The sequence below is a fragment of the Aeromicrobium sp. CTD01-1L150 genome, from assembly GCF_041951745.1.
Taxonomy (GTDB): Bacteria; Actinomycetota; Actinomycetes; order Propionibacteriales; family Nocardioidaceae; genus Aeromicrobium.
On the sequence record NZ_CP169555.1, the window covers coordinates 3,352,250 to 3,368,353 of the forward strand.

Annotated in this window: 15 protein-coding genes; 10 read left to right on the forward strand and 5 right to left on the reverse strand. The window is 69.2% G+C overall.

The window, feature by feature from the left end; translation table 11 throughout:
- Window positions 1-136: 136 nt before the first annotated feature.
- Complete coding sequence (gene rlmB, locus ACEVFP_RS16610; RefSeq protein WP_375000556.1) at window positions 137-1,084, reverse strand: 23S rRNA (guanosine(2251)-2'-O)-methyltransferase RlmB; 948 nt, start codon at window positions 1,082-1,084, stop codon at window positions 137-139.
- A complete protein-coding gene (cysS, locus tag ACEVFP_RS16615) occupies window positions 1,084-2,505 on the reverse strand; it encodes a cysteine--tRNA ligase (protein ID WP_375000557.1) in 1,422 nt (473 codons plus the stop codon). Before cysS ends, rlmB begins: the two co-directional genes overlap by 1 nt.
- Window positions 2,506-2,610: 105 nt before the next feature.
- Between cysS and ispF the strand changes: the two genes are divergently transcribed.
- A complete protein-coding gene (ispF, locus tag ACEVFP_RS16620) occupies window positions 2,611-3,084 on the forward strand; it encodes a 2-C-methyl-D-erythritol 2,4-cyclodiphosphate synthase (RefSeq protein WP_375000558.1) in 474 nt (157 codons plus the stop codon).
- A 160-nt stretch (window positions 3,085-3,244) separates the two neighbouring features.
- Here ispF and ACEVFP_RS16625 read toward each other — a convergent pair whose 3' ends face one another.
- Window positions 3,245-5,770, reverse strand: coding sequence for an ATP-binding protein (locus ACEVFP_RS16625; RefSeq protein ID WP_375000559.1), 2,526 nt, complete (start codon window positions 5,768-5,770; stop codon window positions 3,245-3,247).
- Between the two features lie 314 nt (window positions 5,771-6,084).
- Here ACEVFP_RS16625 and ACEVFP_RS16630 point away from each other — a divergent pair, with 314 nt between their 5' ends.
- The 6 genes from ACEVFP_RS16630 (at window position 6,085) to ACEVFP_RS16655 (ending at window position 11,841) form a co-directional block, all read left to right on the forward strand.
- Complete coding sequence (locus tag ACEVFP_RS16630; protein WP_375000560.1) at window positions 6,085-6,288, forward strand: hypothetical protein; 204 nt, start codon at window positions 6,085-6,087, stop codon at window positions 6,286-6,288.
- Window positions 6,285-6,374 (forward strand): K(+)-transporting ATPase subunit F, encoded by a 90-nt coding sequence (gene kdpF, locus ACEVFP_RS16635; protein WP_375000561.1) that lies wholly within the window; start codon window positions 6,285-6,287, stop codon window positions 6,372-6,374. Before ACEVFP_RS16630 ends, kdpF begins: the two co-directional genes overlap by 4 nt.
- Window positions 6,375-6,393: 19 nt before the next feature.
- On the forward strand, window positions 6,394-8,106 hold the full coding sequence (gene kdpA / locus ACEVFP_RS16640; RefSeq protein WP_375000562.1) for a potassium-transporting ATPase subunit KdpA: 1,713 nt from the start codon (window positions 6,394-6,396) through the stop codon (window positions 8,104-8,106).
- A gap of 14 nt (window positions 8,107-8,120) precedes the next feature.
- Complete coding sequence (gene kdpB / locus ACEVFP_RS16645) at window positions 8,121-10,271, forward strand: potassium-transporting ATPase subunit KdpB (RefSeq protein WP_375000563.1); 2,151 nt, start codon at window positions 8,121-8,123, stop codon at window positions 10,269-10,271.
- Window positions 10,271-10,840, forward strand: a complete 570-nt coding sequence (gene kdpC, locus ACEVFP_RS16650) for a K(+)-transporting ATPase subunit C (protein WP_375000564.1) — start codon at window positions 10,271-10,273, stop codon at window positions 10,838-10,840. Before kdpB ends, kdpC begins: the two co-directional genes overlap by 1 nt.
- 218 nt (window positions 10,841-11,058) lie before the next feature.
- Window positions 11,059-11,841, forward strand: a complete 783-nt coding sequence (locus tag ACEVFP_RS16655) for a response regulator transcription factor (RefSeq protein WP_375000565.1) — start codon at window positions 11,059-11,061, stop codon at window positions 11,839-11,841.
- Window positions 11,842-11,961: 120 nt separating this feature from the next.
- Here the strand turns inward: ACEVFP_RS16655 and ACEVFP_RS16660 are convergent, their stop codons facing one another.
- Complete coding sequence (locus ACEVFP_RS16660; protein ID WP_375000566.1) at window positions 11,962-12,447, reverse strand: CarD family transcriptional regulator; 486 nt, start codon at window positions 12,445-12,447, stop codon at window positions 11,962-11,964.
- Window positions 12,448-12,722: 275 nt separating this feature from the next.
- Here ACEVFP_RS16660 and ACEVFP_RS16665 point away from each other — a divergent pair, with 275 nt between their 5' ends.
- Window positions 12,723-13,340, forward strand: coding sequence for a hypothetical protein (locus ACEVFP_RS16665; RefSeq protein WP_375000567.1), 618 nt, complete (start codon window positions 12,723-12,725; stop codon window positions 13,338-13,340).
- A 137-nt stretch (window positions 13,341-13,477) separates the two neighbouring features.
- On the opposite strand, the gene phoU is transcribed toward ACEVFP_RS16665, so the two are convergent.
- Window positions 13,478-14,128, reverse strand: coding sequence for a phosphate signaling complex protein PhoU (phoU, locus tag ACEVFP_RS16670; RefSeq protein WP_375000568.1), 651 nt, complete (start codon window positions 14,126-14,128; stop codon window positions 13,478-13,480).
- A gap of 133 nt (window positions 14,129-14,261) precedes the next feature.
- Between phoU and ACEVFP_RS16675 the strand changes: the two genes are divergently transcribed.
- Together ACEVFP_RS16675 and ACEVFP_RS16680 are read left to right on the forward strand one after the other, a co-directional pair.
- Entirely contained in the window at window positions 14,262-15,401 is a 1,140-nt protein-coding gene (locus tag ACEVFP_RS16675; RefSeq protein ID WP_375000569.1) for a sensor histidine kinase, read from the forward strand.
- Window positions 15,398-16,078, forward strand: coding sequence for a response regulator (locus ACEVFP_RS16680; RefSeq protein ID WP_375000570.1), 681 nt, complete (start codon window positions 15,398-15,400; stop codon window positions 16,076-16,078). Before ACEVFP_RS16675 ends, ACEVFP_RS16680 begins: the two co-directional genes overlap by 4 nt.
- Window positions 16,079-16,104 lie beyond the last annotated feature (26 nt).

Below are 16,104 nucleotides of genomic sequence, written 5' to 3' on the forward strand. Positions count from 1 at the left end.
GACGGCTCGGCCGCGGGCGGCCTCCGCTACTCAACCACCGAGTACGTCGCGCATGCTTCTCGGTGGTCGAGTACGACGGCGAGCTCTGCGAGCCGGTGTATCGAGACCACGTCGACGCAAGGCCTCAAGTCCTCGCTTAGGCCCGGCGCTGCGCGACCGCGTAGAGCGCGATGCCGGCGGCGACGCCGGCATTCAGCGACTCCAGGTGTGATGCCATCGGGATCGAGACCATGGCATCGCACGTCTCCCCGACGAGTCGGGAGATGCCCTTGCCCTCGCTGCCGATGACCACCACCAGGGGACCGTCAGCGAGGTCGAGGTCGGGCAGGGAGACGTCGCCGTCAGCGGCCAGACCCACCACCATCAGCCCCGCTTCCTGGTAGGCCTTGAGCTGGCGTGTCAGGTTGGTCGCACGGGCCACCGGCACACGGGCGGCGGCACCGGCCGACGTCTTCCATGCCGCGGCGGTCATCTGCGCCGAACGACGCTCCGCGATGACCACACCGTGCGCGCCGAACCCCGATGCGGAGCGCACCACGGCCCCGAGGTTGCGCGGGTCCGTGACGCCGTCCAGCATCACGACGAGCGCCGGCTCACTGCGCTCCTCGGCGAGGGCGAGGAGCTCGTCGGGGTGCGCGTAGTCGTAGGCGTTCAGCTTGGCGGCCACTCCCTGGTGGACAGCACCGCCGGTGAGCTTGTCCAGCTCGACCCGGCCGATCTCCATCAACGAGACGTGCTGCTCGGCTGCCAGCCGGAAGATCTCCCGGAGCCGGTCGTCCCGCTCCACCCCTTCGGCGACGTACAGGCCGGCGACGGGGACACCGGCGCGCAGCAGCTCCACGACGCTGTTGCGGCCGGCCACCCACTCCGGGCCGCCGTCGCTCTTGCCGCGCCTGGGCTTGGCCGACTCGCGTTTGTCGGCGGCGCGCGCCATCTTGTACGCCTTGTGGTTGGGGCGCTCCTCCGCGCGCGGGGTGGGGCCCTTGCCCGACAGGCCCTTGCGACGCCGCCCGCCCGAGCCGGCGGTGGGGTTGCCCTTCTGCGTCTTCTTGACCGCTCCGCGGCGGTTGCTGTTGCCGGCCATCAGCTGCCCTTCACGGACCATCGCGGGCCCTGTGCGGTGTCCTCGATCTCGATGCCGGCGGCACCGAGCTGGTCGCGTACCCGATCGGCCGTGGCGAAGTCCTTGGCTGCGCGGGCCTCCTGCCGCTGCTGCAGCAGGGAGTCCACGAGTGGCGCGAGTGCGCTGATCGCCGTGTCGTCGGACGTCGGGGTGTCCCACTGCTCGGCGAGCGGGTCCAGGCCGAGGACGTCGAGCATGGCCCGGACCGAGCCGAGCACGCCGACGAGCTCGTCGGTTGCGCTCCCGTCCGGGCCGTCGGCGAGCAGCTTGTTGCCTGCCCCGATGGCGGCCTGCACCTCGGCGAGCGCTGCCGGGACCGCGAGGTCGTCGTCCATCGCCTCGGCGAACCCGGGCCAGACGTCACCGAGCTCACCGGCACCGACGCGTTCCGCTGCACGCCGCACGAAGCCGTCGATGCGCTCGAAGGCCACGACGGCCTCGGCGAGCGCCTCCTCGGAGAACTCCAGGACGGAGCGGTAGTGCGCCGCCACGAGGTAGTAGCGCAGCGCGATGGCCGGGACCCGCTTGATCACCTCGCTCACCATGAGCGTGTTGCCGACGCTCTTGGACATCTTGGCGCCGCTGAGGTTGAGCATCGCGTTGTGCATCCAGAGCCGCGCGAACGGCTGCCCGGCGGCCCGTGACTGGGCGATCTCGTTCTCGTGGTGCGGGAAGCGCAGGTCCAGGCCGCCCCCGTGGATGTCGAACTCCGTTCCGAGGTACTTGGCGGCCATGGCCGAGCACTCCAGGTGCCACCCGGGGCGACCACGGCCCCACGGCGTCGGCCAGGAGGCGCTCTCGGGGTCACCGTCCTTGTGGCCCTTCCAGAGCGCGAAGTCACGTGGGTCGCGCTTGCCGTCGACGGGCGCGTCCGGGGCAGCCTGCATGTCGTCGACGTGCTGGTTGCTCAGCTCGCCGTACGCGGGCCAGGAGCGGACGTCGAAGTAGACGTCGCCGGACCCGTCGTCGGCGGGATAGGCATGGCCTCGCTCGATGAGCGTCTCCATGAGCTCGATCATCTCCGGGACGACGCCGGTGGCCCTCGGCTCGTAGGTGGGCGGATGGCAGCCGAGCACCTCGTACGCGGCATGGAGGGCGCGTTCGTTCTCATAGGCGACGGCGAACCACGGCCGATCCTGCTCGGCACCCTTGGCCAGGATCTTGTCGTCGATGTCGGTGACGTTGGCGACGATGGTGACGTCGTAGCCGTCGCGCTCCAGCCAGCGACGCAGCACGTCGAAGACCACCTCCTTGCGGATGTGGCCGATGTGCGGAGGGCCCTGGACGGTGAGTCCGCAGTGGTAGATGCCCACGTGTCCGGGCACGACCGGGTCGAGGTCGCGCAGCTGGCGCGTCGCGGTGTCGTAGAGGCGGATACTCACCCCCCGAACCCTACCGGCCCGGGCTGATCTGGCCGCATCGCGCGATCGGGGGTGCCGGGCCTGGGGGCACCTCCCTGCACGGAGCGCGTGCGGCAGGATGGCGCCATGATCGTGCGCACCGGCATCGGCACCGACGTCCACCTGCTCGTCGCCAGTGAGCCCATGCACCTGGCCGGTCTGCACTGGCCCGAGGAGCCGGCCGGTCTGGCGGGGCACTCCGACGGCGACTGCGCGTGCCACGCGGTCGTCGACGCGCTGTTGTCGGCCGCCCGGCTGGGTGACATCGGCGCGATGTTCGGGACGTCGGACCCACAGTGGGCCGGGGCGTCCGGCGTCGCCTTCGTCGCCGAGGCGGTGCGCCGGGTGCGGGAGGAGGGCTTCGCCATCTCCAACGTGGCGGTCCAGGTCATCGGCAACGCCCCGAGGCTCGGGCCGCGGCGCGACGAGGCGCAGCTGGTGCTGAGCGATGTCGTGGGCGCCCCGGTCAGCGTCTCGGCCACCACCACCGACGGGCTCGGTCTGACCGGCCGTGGTGAGGGTGTCGCGGCGATCGCCACCGCTCTTCTCACCGCCGACTGACTGCGGCTCCTCCGTGAACACGCCGTCGCGTCCGTCCTGATTCTCCGCGGGTGCACGGATCGCGGGCATCGTCTGGACCCCGGCTGGAGACCGCGGCGAAGCTCCGCCGACGCGGTCAGGTTGCTCGACGCGGATGCCCAGATCGAGGTCGGCGTGCCGCTCAGGCCATGGAGTCCGGCGGCTCCGCCGTCTGGTCCTGTGCAGCCGGGAACTCCAGGACGAAGGTCAGCCCCCCGCCGGGTGTGTCCTCGGTGGTGATGGTTCCGTTCATGGCCTCGGTGAATCCGCGGGCGACGGCGAGCCCAAGGCCGACGCCGTCGTTCTGCGGTACGTCGCCGAGACGCTGGAAGGGGGCGAACAGGCGGTCGTGGTTGCGATCGTGAACGCCGGGTCCGCTGTCGGCGATACGCAGTGTGACGTGTCCGTTGGTGTGGGCGGCGTCGATACGGATGGCTGCATCGACGGGGGTGTACTTCAGGGCGTTGTCGCAGATGTTGGCCAGTACGCGGTCCAGCAACCCCGAATCGGCCAGGATCGTGAGGCGGGGGTCGACGGTGACGTCGATTCGGTGTGCATCGTCGAGCGGGCGTAGCGCGTTCAGCACAGCGCTGGCGAGGCCGACCTCGGTGACTGCCGGAGTGACCGCGCCGGTATGGATCCGGCTCATGTCGAGAAGGTTGTCCACCAGGGTCGCGAGTCGGGTCGTGCCGTCGTCGATGATGCTGAGGAGCTCGGCCTCGTCAGCCGGTGACCACGTGACCTCCTGCGACCTCAGACTGTCGACGGCGGCGCGGACGGCAGCCAGGGGGGTACGCAGGTCGTGTGAGACCGCGGCCAACAGTGCGGTCCGGGTTCGATCGGCGTCGGCCAGGCGGAGCCGTTCGAGGTCGGCGGCAGTGGCCAGCTTTCGTTCGGTCATGACCTTGGCGTAGGCGGCGTACGCCTTGAGGAGTCGGCGCTGGGACGGCGTGAGGTCGGGCGCGGTGAGGCTCAGGGTGGTGTGGTCGTCGATGTCGACGCTGCACTGCCGGCCTCCGTCCATGGTTGGCGTCCTGCCGTGGCTGGCGACGGTGACCCTGGTGCCGTCCGGTTCCTCGTGGATCACCGATGCGCCGGCGGCGCCGAACAGGGATGTGGCCGATCTGAGCAGTCCCGCGAGGTCGTCGGTGGAGGTGAGGAGGCTGTGGGACAACACGGTGAGCGCGTTCGCCTCGGCGCGCGCACCGTGTGCCTGTTCGGTCACCCGCGCCGCTCGGTCGACCACCGATGCGACTGCGATGCCGACCACGATGAACAACAGGATCGCCACGGCGTTCTCGGCGTCGGCGATGGTCCAGGTGTAGAGCGGAGGGGTGAACAGGAAGTTGAGGAGCAGGCCGCTCCCGACGGCAGCGATGATCGCGGGTACCAGTCCGCCGATCAGGGCGGTGATGACGACGACAACCATGAGAAACATCGACTCGGTGGACAGTCCGTGGGACGCCGATGTCCACCACAGAAGCAGGCTGGTCACGAGCGGGGCGAGGATCCCGAACAGGTAACCGGCCAGACGCCGACGTCGTCCCAGGTTGTCACGGGTGGGGCGGGGGCGGCTGTGAGCCCGTCGACCGGCGTAGTCGTGGGTAACGACGAGGACGTCGATCTCCCCGGATCCGTCGATGACCCGCTCGCCGATGCCCGGTCGCATGAGTGTGGGGAAGCGGCCGCGACGGCTGGCGCCGATGATGATCTGACTGGCGTTCTCGGCACGGGCAAAGTCGAGGATCGCCTCCGCCGGGTCGTCCCCGACAACGGTGTGGAACGTGCCGCCGAGGTGCTCGGTCTTCGCCTGCAACGCAGTGAGCCGATCGGGTGAGACGCCACTGAGGCCGTCCTGCTGCGTCACGTAGAGCGCCATCCACTCCCCGCCGGAACGGCGGGAGGAGACCCGCGCTGCCCGGCGCATCAGGGCGGTGGACTCGGGTCCACCGCTGACCGGGACGATGATCCGGTCGCGGGTGGCCCAGGTCGAGTCGATGTCGTGGTCGGCGCGGTACCGCTCGAGGCCCTCCTCCACCCGGTCGGCCACCCAGAGCAGGGCGAGCTCGCGCAGGGCGGTGAGGTTGCCCTCGCGGAAGTAGTTGGAGAGTGCGGCGTCAACCTTCTCGGGCTTGTAGATGTTGCCGTGGGCCATTCGCCGGCGAAGTGCTTGCGGGGACATGTCGACGAGCTCGATCTGGTCTGCGGCCCGAACCACTTCATCGGGCACGGTCTCCCGCTGACGGACGCCGACGATGGCCTCGGTGACGTCGTTGAGAGATTCCAGGTGCTGCACGTTGACGGTCGTGATCACCTCGATCCCGGCGTCGAGGATCGCCTCGACGTCCTGCCACCGCTTGACGTTGCGAGCGCCGGACACGTTCGTGTGGGCGAGCTCGTCGACGAGGACGACGGCGGGGTTGCGGGCCAGGATGCCGTCGAGGTCCATCTCCTCGAACTCGACGCCGCGATGGTCCAGCCTGGTGCGCGGCACCGTCTCGAGCCCCTCGACCAGGGCGGTGGTGTGGGGCCGGTCGTGGGTCTCGACGTATCCGACGACCACGTCCGTGCCTCGATCGCGCCGGCGGCGCCCTTCCTCGAGCATCTTGTAGGTCTTGCCCACACCGGGCGCGGCACCGAGATAGATGCGTAGCTTGCCGCGTGCCATCTCGTCAGCCTCCTGTGGCTCGGGTGGTCATCTGCCGGACCCTGGCGACCGGCTCCTGGCCAGGAGCGTGGTCAGACCGACCGAGCCCGTGCCCGGCTACTCGATGCTCTCGCGACAGCCCGGCGCGGCCAAGACGGTTAGCGAGTCCTTAGCGGCCCGGTCGAGGGCACCGCACAAAGAAGACGTTAAGCCGGAGCCTGCGGATGCTAAGAGAGTGCAATCGGTCTTGCCGGGGTGCCGAGGACGAGCCGAGTGTGATCAGTCGGGAGTGCCGCCTGGCGCACCCGACGACTGCAAGTGATGAGGAATCCCACGTGGCTGACTTCGGCTTGGTGACCATCGTGCTCGTCTTCTTCGGGCTCGCCCACCTGTATGTCCGCGCATGCGACCGCATCGTCGGCCGCGACACCCCTGGTGTCGATCTCGTGTCCGGGCCGGACGGCCCACAGGGGGTCGACGAAGGTCCACTCGGCGACGCTCGGCTCGGTGCGGGCACGGAGGGAGGGAGCGAGCGATGAGCTGGGAGAACGCCGTGGCCTTGCTCGTTGCGCTCCCGCTCGCGGTGTACCTGGTGGTCGCGCTGCTGTTCCCCGAGCGGTTCTGAGAGGTCTGGAGGACTGTCGATGTCTGCTGCCGGGTGGTTCCAGTTCGGGGCCCTGGTCTTCGTGGTGCTGGTCACCGCGCCACTTCTCGGCCGCCATGTGGCTTCGGTGTACGGCGGTGGGACGGCGTTCGGTGACCGGGTCTTCCTACCCGTCGAACGGTTGGTCTACCGAGTCTGCCGGGTCGATCCTGACAAGGAGCAGCGGTGGACGGTGTATGCGTTCTCGGTGCTCAGCTTCAGCCTGGTCTGCTTCATGGGTCTGTACCTGCTGCAGCGTCTGCAGGGGGTCCTGCCGCTCAACCCCACGCACAGGCCAGCAGTACCGGAGAACGTGTCGTTCAGCGCGGCGGTCAGCTTCATGACCAACACGAACTGGCAGGCGTACGCCGGCGAGGCCACGATGAGCCACCTCACGCAGATGGCCGGCCTGACGGTGCAGAACTTCGTCTCCGCTTCCGCCGGGATGGCGGTCATGGTCGCCTTGATCCGCGGTCTGGCACGTCGCCGTGCCAGTACGCTGGGCAACTTCTGGGTCGACCTGACCCGCGGGGTGCTGCGCATCTTGCTGCCTTTGGCGTTCGTGGTCGCGATCGTCCTGATCAGCCAGGGCGTGATCCAGAACTTCCATGGCTTCCGCATCGCGCAGACCCTGCAGGGTGGCAGCCAGGCGATTCCCGGTGGGCCGGGGGCGAGCCAGGTGGCGATCAAGCAGCTGGGCACCAACGGCGGCGGGTTCTTCGACATGAACTCCGCCCACCCGATGGAGAACGCGACCTCGATCAGCAACTTCGTGCAGACCTGGGCGATCGTGATCATCCCGTTCGCGCTCGCATTCACCTACGGGCGCATGATCGGTGACCGCCGGCAGGGCCGGGCGGTGTTCGCGATCATGGGCACGGTCATGCTGGTGATGTCGTGCGGTTCGATGTTCGCCGAAGGCCACGGCAACCCCCGGCTGGACGCACTGAACGTCGACCAATCGATCTCGACCGACCAGGCCGGCGGCGGCTACCTGGAGGGCAAGGAGACCCGATTCGGCACGGCGGCTTCGGGGTTGTGGGCCGCAGCCACCACCGGCACCTCCAACGGCTCGGTCAACTCGATGCACGACAGCTCCACGCCCCTGGGCGGCGGGATCGCACTGACGCACATGATGCTCGGTGAGATCAGTCCGGGGGGTGTCGGCGTCGGACTCAACGGCATGCTGATCCTGGTGATCCTGTCGGTCTTCATCGCCGGCCTCATGGTCGGTCGCACCCCGGAGTACCTGGGCAAGAAGATCCAGGCGGCCGAGATCAAGCTGATCATGCTGTACCTGCTGGCCATGCCCACGGTGCTGCTGGGATTCGCCGCGGCGTCCGCGGTGCTGTCCGGGCCGCTGGAGTCGCTGTCCAACCCAGGAGCACACGGCCTGTCCGAGATCCTGTACGCCTTCACCTCGGCCGCCAACAACAACGGCTCGGCGTTCGCCGGCCTCGACTCGGCCACCGACTGGTACACCATCACCCAGGGCCTGGCGATGTTGGTCGGCCGGTTCATGCTCATCATCCCTGTCCTGGCCATCGCCGGGTCGATGGCCCGCAAGAGCGCCGTCCCCGCGAGCGCCGGCACCCTGCCCACGCACACTCCGCTGTTCGGCGCCCTGGTGGTCGGCGTGGTGCTCGTGGTGGCCGGCCTCACCTTCCTGCCCGCCCTGGCACTGGGCCCCATCCTCGAACAACTGTCGCTGTAGGAGCGGAGAACGTCATGTCACAACCCGCTGAGCAGATCTCTTCCGAGATCAACGGTCCCGTCAACAGCAACCAGGACCGACACCCTCGTCCGAGGCAGTCGTTGTTCGACCCGAGCATCGCGCGAAGCGCGATCGGTGTGAGCGTCCGCAAGCTCGATCCCCGCGTCCAGGCCGCCAACCCGGTCATGTTCGTGGTCCTGATCGGCAGCGTGCTCACCACCCTCTTGTTCTTCGCCCAGCTCGGTGACTCCTCGGCCGCACAGAACGTGTTCGCCGCGCTGGTCGCCCTGTTCCTGTGGTTCACCGTCCTCTTCGCCAACTTCGCCGAAGCCATGGCCGAGGGACGGGGCAAGGCGCAGGCAGCAACCCTGCGGCGGGCCCGCACGCACACCGTCGCGTACCGGCGCCGCCCCGACGGCTCGGTCGAGGAGGTTGCCGCCACCGACCTGCAGGTCGGGGACGAGCGCGTGGTCGAGGCCGGCCAGGTCATCCCCGGTGACGGCGACGTCGTCGAAGGGGTTGCCACCGTCGATGAGTCCGCGATCACCGGCGAGTCAGCCCCAGTGATCCGCGAGTCCGGTGGCGACCGGTCCGCGGTCACCGGAGGCACCCGAGTGCTGTCGGACCGGATCGTCGTCCGGATCACCGCCAAGGCCGGAGAGACCTTCCTGGACCGGATGATCTCGCTGGTCGAGGGGGCCGCACGGCAGAAGACTCCCAACGAGATCGCCCTCAACATCCTGCTCTCCGGGCTGACCATCGTCTTCCTGCTCGCGGTCGTGACCCTGCAGCCGTTCGCGATCTACTCCGGCGCGGAGCAGAACGTGATCGTGCTGCTCGCACTGCTGGTGTGCCTGATCCCCACCACGATCGGCGCTCTGCTCTCCGCGGTCGGGATCGCCGGCATGGACCGCATGGTCCAGCACAACGTGCTGGCCATGTCCGGCCGGGCCGTGGAGGCCTCCGGGGACGTCACCACCCTGCTGCTGGACAAGACCGGCACCGTCACCGTCGGCAACCGCCAGGCGGCCGAGCTCCTTCCCATGCCCGACGTGAGAGTCGCCGAGCTCGCCGAAGCCGCACTGGTCTCCAGCTCTGCCGACGAGACTCCCGAAGGGCGCTCGATCGTCGCCTTCGCCGAGCACCACCACTGCATCGACCCTGGTGAGGCCGCCATCGACGGCGAGCTCGTCGCGTTCTCGGCCCAGACCCGGATGAGCGGCATCGACCTGCCCGACGTCACGAACCACAGCGGTGTCCGGGGCGGACGCAGCCTGCGCAAGGGCGCGATCGATGCCATCACCGGCTGGGTCCAGGAAGCCGGTGGACACGTGCCCGAGGCACTCCACGTCGTCACCGGGGCGATCGCCACCAGCGGCGGAACGCCGTTGGCGGTCGCCGAGCTCGACACCGTGGGCGGGACGGCGCGCGTCCTGGGCGTGATCCACCTCAAGGACGTCGTCAAGGACGGTGTGCGGGCACGGTTCGAGCAGCTTCGTGCCATGGGGATCCGGACGGTGATGATCACCGGCGACAACCCCCTGACGGCGAAGGCCATCGCCGACGAGGCAGGTGTTGACGACTTCCTCGCCGAAGCGACACCCGAGGACAAGATGGCTCTCATCACACGGGAGCAGGCCCGCGGTGCACTGGTCGCGATGACCGGTGACGGCACCAACGACGCTCCCGCGCTGGCCCGTGCCGACGTCGGCGTCGCCATGAACACCGGCACCCAGGCCGCCAAGGAGGCGGGCAACATGGTCGACCTCGACTCCGACCCGACCAAGCTCATCGAGGTCGTCGAGATCGGCAAGCAGCTGCTCGTCACCCGCGGAGCGCTCACCACGTTCTCGATCGCCAACGACGTGGCCAAGTACTTCGCGATCATCCCCGCCATGTTCGCCGGGGCCCTCCCGGCGCTGGACGGACTCAACATCATGGCACTGCACAGTCCCCGTTCGGCCATCCTGTCAGCGGTCATCTTCAACGCCCTGGTCATCGTCGCGCTGATCCCGCTCGCATTGCGTGGCGTCCGGGTCAGAGCCACCGGTGCTGCGGACATGCTGCGCCGCAACCTGCTGATCTACGGCCTCGGCGGCCTGGTGGCGCCGTTCGTCGGGATCAAGATCATCGACCTCGTCATCTCAGCCCTGGGAGTGTCCTGATGCGCCGCCAGCTCGTCCCGGCCCTCGGCATGCTGGTCTTCTTCACCATGCTGACCGGCGTCCTCTATCCGCTCACCGTCACCGGCATCGGCCAGGCCGTGTTCCCCGACCAGGCCAACGGCTCCCTCGCCCGGCAGGACGGAACCGTGGTCGGCTCACGGCTCATCGCCCAGGGCTTCACCGAGCCCGGCTACGTCCACCCGCGCCCCTCCGCCGTCGGCTACGACCCCCGCGACAGCGGGGGCGCCAACCTGGGAGCGACCAACCCCGATCTCCTCGCCGCCATCGACGCCCGGGCCAAGACCTATCGGGAGGTGAACGGACTGCCCACCGACCACGACGTGCCCGTCGACGCCGTCACCGGCTCCGGGTCAGGCCTGGACCCCATGATCTCGGTCGCCAACGCCACGCTCCAAGCACCTCGGGTCGCCCGCGTCCGTGACCTCCCCGTGGGGCGGGTGCTCGGCCTCATCGAGGACCACACGGCCGGTCGCGGACTCGGGTTCCTCGGAGAGGAGGGTGTCAACGTGCTGGATCTCAACCTCGCTCTCGATGCGACCGCGGGCTGAGAGCCGCGTGCGTGTCCGGACCCGCCGACGCCGTGGTCATCCTCCTCGCCCTGGCCCTATGCTCGGTAGCAAGGCTGCTCGCCGCCGCACTCGTGTGGTTGCTGGACCGGGCCCCAGCCGGCCTGCAGGGCAGCGAGCGAGGACGCGGCGAACAGCCCCTCCGTCGCGGAGACGGGCACCAGGACCTCGCTCGGACCTGATCGCAGAAGAGAGCAACCATGGCCACAGCGACATCCGCATCACCGGAAGCCACGCACGCGCGGGTGCTGGTCGTCGACGACGATGCCCGGCTGCGCAAGACTCTGGAGATCAACCTTCGTGCACGTGGCTACACCGCCGACCTCGCCGGCACCGGCGAGGCCGCGCTCCAGCTGGCCGCATCTCACCATCCCGACGTGATCATCCTCGATCTTGGACTGCCCGGGATGGACGGACTGGAGGTGATCGCCGGTATCCGGGGCTGGTCCAACGTCCCCATCGTCGTGCTCTCAGGGAGAGAGACCGAGGCGATGAAGGTCCGTGCGCTCGACCTGGGCGCCGATGACTACCTCACCAAGCCGTTCGGGATGGACGAGCTGTTCGCGCGCCTGCGGGCTGCCTCGCGCCGCGCCGTGCTCCCTGAGGGCGATCCGGTGCTCACCACCGCCGACTTCAGCATCGACTTCGCCGCCAAGCGAGTGATGCGCGAGGGCGAGCCGGTCCGCCTCACTCCACGGCAGTGGCACATCGTGGAGGTCCTGGTCCGCAACCAGGACAGGCTGGTGAGCTACGAGCAGCTGCTCCAGGAGGTCTGGGGACCCGGTTACCGCACGGAGACCAACTACCTGCGGGTCTTCATGACCCAGATCCGCCAGCGGCTCGAGCCCGAGCCCCCCAGCCCCCGGTACTTCCTCACCGAACCCGGGATGGGGTACCGCTTCGAGAACGCCGGCACCGAGACCTCCGGTCGCTCGCAGGACCCAGCCTCCACCGACCCCGAGACCCACGACCCGGTCCGTTGATGCGCTCACTCTGACTGCCGGCCCGGGGTCCCGTCGAGCACTGACCGACCGGACGAGTCGGCGACGCAGACGAAGAACGCCCCCGCCGGCGCGCGGCGAGGGCGTTCGGTCTGGTTCGGCTCAGGAGGCGAGAACCTCGTCGAGACGACTCTCGGCCTTGTCCTCGTTGGTCTTCTCAGCGAGCGCGAGCTCGGAGACGAGGATCTGACGGGCCTTGGCGAGCATCCGCTTCTCACCCGCTGACAGCCCGCGCTCGTGATCACGACGCCAGAGGTCGCGCACGACCTCCGCCACCTTCATCACGTCACCGGAGTGCAGCTTCTCGAGGTTCGCCTTGTAGCGTCGCGACCAGTTGGTCGGCTCCTCCACGTGCTCGGCTCGGAGGACGCCGAAGACCTTCTCCAGCCCGTCCTTGTCGACGACGTCCCGCACGCCGACCAAGTCGACGTTGCACGCTGGGACACGGACGACAAGATCGTTCTGAGCGACGATCCGGAGCACGAGGTAGTCGCGCTCCTCCCCCTTGATGGTTCTGGTCTCGATGTCTTCGATGACTGCGGCCCCGTGATTGGGGTACACAACCGTCTCTCCGACAGTGAAAGTCATATAAGGCGCACCTTTCCTAGGTGACCAGTTTAACACGGCTCTCCGACAGCATTTTCCCGCGATGAGAGGCCGGAAGCTCCGTAGCAGCAGGTCTGCGTGATTGTCCAGATCGCAAGTTCCACGGATCGGGGCACCGTGTGAACCAGAAGGCCGCCGGGGCGGTGCACCCGGTACGCGAGGCGGGCGACATCCCTGTCCGTGGGACCTCCAGGGGGCTCGGTTACCATCGGGGCGACCACCACACGACCCCATTTCCGACGGGAAGCAGGAATCCGGTGACCACGGACCGACCCCGCCGCCTTGCGGCCGCCGCCCTCGTCCTCGCAGCCGCCACCGGCCTGGCCGGCTGCCACACCGGCTTCGACGCCGCCACGGGCAAGCAGTACCAGCCGGGCATCGGCGCCGTGCAGCGTGAGGGCGACGTCCGTCTCTACAACGTGCTGCTGGTCGAGAACTCCGACGGGACGTTCTCGCTGTCGGCCGGCGTCGTCAACACGACCGACGACGAACAGGTTCTCGCCGGTGCCACGTTCACGCCGCTGACCGTCGAGGAGGGCTCCGAGGGCACCCCCACCGCCGTCGAGACCGCAGGCGACGTCGCCGTTCCCGCCGGCGGCCGGCTGACCCTCGGCCCCGAGGGTGAGCTCGCCGGCCTCGAGATCGAGGACACCGGCGAGGGCCGCTACGTGACCGTCACGCTCACCTTCGAGGGCTCCGGCGAGGTCGCCGTACAAGCTCCCGTGGTGGCGCGCATCGCCGAGTACTCCAGCATCCCGGAGGAGTCCGCGGCCGCGGCTGCCGAGCGCGCCGCGGAGGAAGAGGCCGCCGCCGAGGAGGAGGCCGCCGAAGAGGATGGGGAAGCGGCTCTTGTGGAGGACACCCCCGCCGAGTGACCACCCCCGAACAGGCCCTGTGACCGGCTGGTCACGGGGCCTGTTCCATGGCGTCGGCGGACCGCACCGACCCCACAAGGCCCCGCGACGGGAGCGACGGCGGCTTCTTCGTCAGTCTCAGTCGCGAAGGCCGGCGGTCAGGCAGGCGGGGCGAGCTCACCGGTCACGAGGTAGACGACCCGGCGCGCCATGGAGACCGCGTGGTCACCGATGCGCTCGTAGTAGCGACCCAGCAGGGCGAGGTCGATGGCCGGCTCGATGCCGTGCTCCCACTGACCGCCCAACAGGGTGCGGAAGAGATCCTTGCGCAGGCGGTCCATCTCGTCGTCGGTGCTCTCCAGGCGACTCGCCGCGTCGACGTCACGGTTGGCGACGATGCGCGAGGCCGCGTGGATCATCTGGTCGGCCGTGGAGGCCATGGCCATGATCGTGGGCTGCAGCGTGGTCGGCACCGCGACCTCGGGGATGCGCAGTCGCGCCACCTTGGCGACGTGCACGGAGAGGGCACCCATGCGCTGCAGGTCGGTCAGCATGCGCAGGGTCGCGACCAGCTGACGCAGGTCGGTGGCGACCGGCTGCTGGGTGGCCAGCAGCAGCAGAGCGCGCTCCTCGATCTCCTCCACCGACTCCTCGATCGCCTGGTCGCCGGCGATGACAGTCTCGGCGAGCGGGCCGTCCGCGTTGAGCAGGGCGGCCGTCGCGGCGGAGACAGCCTTGCGGACGGTGCCGGTGAGGGTGACGAGGTCGTCGACGATGGTGTCGAGCTGTTCGTAGTACTGGTCGCGCATGCCATCAACCTAGGCTGCGGCGGTGAACGAGAGGCGACGCGCGGTGAACGTGGTGTGAACAGCACCGTAAAGTCCCTCGTCGCACGCTGTTCACGCGACGGTCGGGGCGGGCGTGGGGCCTACCATCGGGACCGTGGACATCGGTATCGGCCTGCTCGCGGCAGGCATCGTCGGCGCCCTGGTCGGCGCCATCGTGGCGTACGCCTGGCGCTTCAGCGAGCATCGCCAGGTGGCGGCGCCGCCGGAACCGTCCCCACTCATTCCCGCCGGAGCCGACGCGGTCCTGTCGGTCCTGTCCTCCTCGGCCGTCGTCCTCGATGCCTCCGAGGAGGTCGTCAGGGCGTCGGCACCGGCGGTCGCCCTCGGCATCGTCCGCGACGGACGGGTGCGTGATGAGGAGATCCTGTCCCTCGTGCGCCAGGTGCGCCGCGACGGTCACGCCCGCGAGGTCGACCTCGACCTGCAGCCCCGACGCGGGGCCACCGCCCACGTCCACGTCCGCGTCGGGACCCTGACCTCGCGGCTGACCCTGGTCCTGGCGCAGGACCAGACGCGCGAACGACGGGTGGAGGCCATCCGACGCGACTTCGTCGCCAACGTCAGCCACGAGCTCAAGACCCCGGTCGGAGCGATCGGGCTGCTCGCCGAGGCCGTCTCGGAGGCCAAGGACGACCCGGACGCCGTGGCCCGCTTCTCCGCCCGGATGCAGTCCGAGAGCGAACGCCTGACCCGTCTCGTCCAGCAGATCATCGACCTCGCGCGGCTCCAGAACGACCAGGTCAGCGACGACGCCTCCGTCGTCAAGGTCGACGAGCTGGTCTCCGAGGCCTGCGAGCACTCGGCCACCGAGGCCGAGAGCAAGCAGATCGAGATCGCCCGCGACATCCAGCCCGGGCTGCTCGTGCACGGCGACCGCGGCCAGCTGTACGCCGCGGTCAGCAACCTCGTGGAGAACGCCGTCGCCTACAGCCCGGAAGGATCGCGCGTGGCGGTCACCGCTACCCTCGTCGACTCGTCGGTCAAGATCACCGTGGCCGACCACGGCATCGGCATCCCGGAGCAGGAGATCGAGCGGATCTTCGAACGGTTCTACCGTGTCGATCCGGCCCGCGCCCGCGCGACCGGCGGAACCGGCCTGGGACTGTCGATCGTCAAGCACGTGGCCGCCAGCAACAACGGCACGGTCGAGGTCTGGAGCGAGCCCGGTGCGGGCTCGACGTTCACGCTGGTGCTGCCCGAGCACCGGCTCGAGATCGAAGAGGAGACCGCGTGACACGCGTTCTTGTGGTCGAGGACGAGACGTCCTACAGCGAAGCCTTGTCCTACGTCCTGCGCAAGGAGGGCTTCGACGTCGCGATCGCCGAGACCGGGCCGGACGCCTTGACGGAGTTCGAGCGCGGTGGGGCGGACATCGTCCTGCTGGACCTGATGCTGCCCGGCCTGCCCGGCACGGAGGTGTGCCGCCAGATCCGCCAGACGTCGGCGGTGCCGATCATCATGGTCAGCGCCAAGGACACCGAGGTGGACAAGGTCGTCGGGCTCGAGCTCGGCGCCGACGACTACGTCACCAAGCCGTACTCCCCCCGCGAGCTGGTGGCCCGCATCCGTGCCGTCCTGCGCCGTGGCGTGACCGAGGAGGTCGACGACGAGGCCGTCCTGGAGGCGGGCCGCGTGAGGATGGACGTCGAGCGACACCTGGTCTCCGTCGAGGGCGAGACGGTACGTCTGCCGCTCAAGGAGTTCGAGCTGCTGGAGTTCTTCCTGCGCAACCCCGGTCGCGTGCTCACCCGCGGCCAGCTCATCGACCGCGTCTGGGGCGCTGACTACGTCGGTGACACCAAGACGCTCGACGTCCACGTCAAGCGGTTGCGCGCCAAGATCGAGCCCGACCCCGGGCACCCGTCGACGCTCACCACGGTCCGGGGCCTGGGCTACAAGCTCGACACCTGAGCCCCCACGGGGCCCCTGAGGACCTC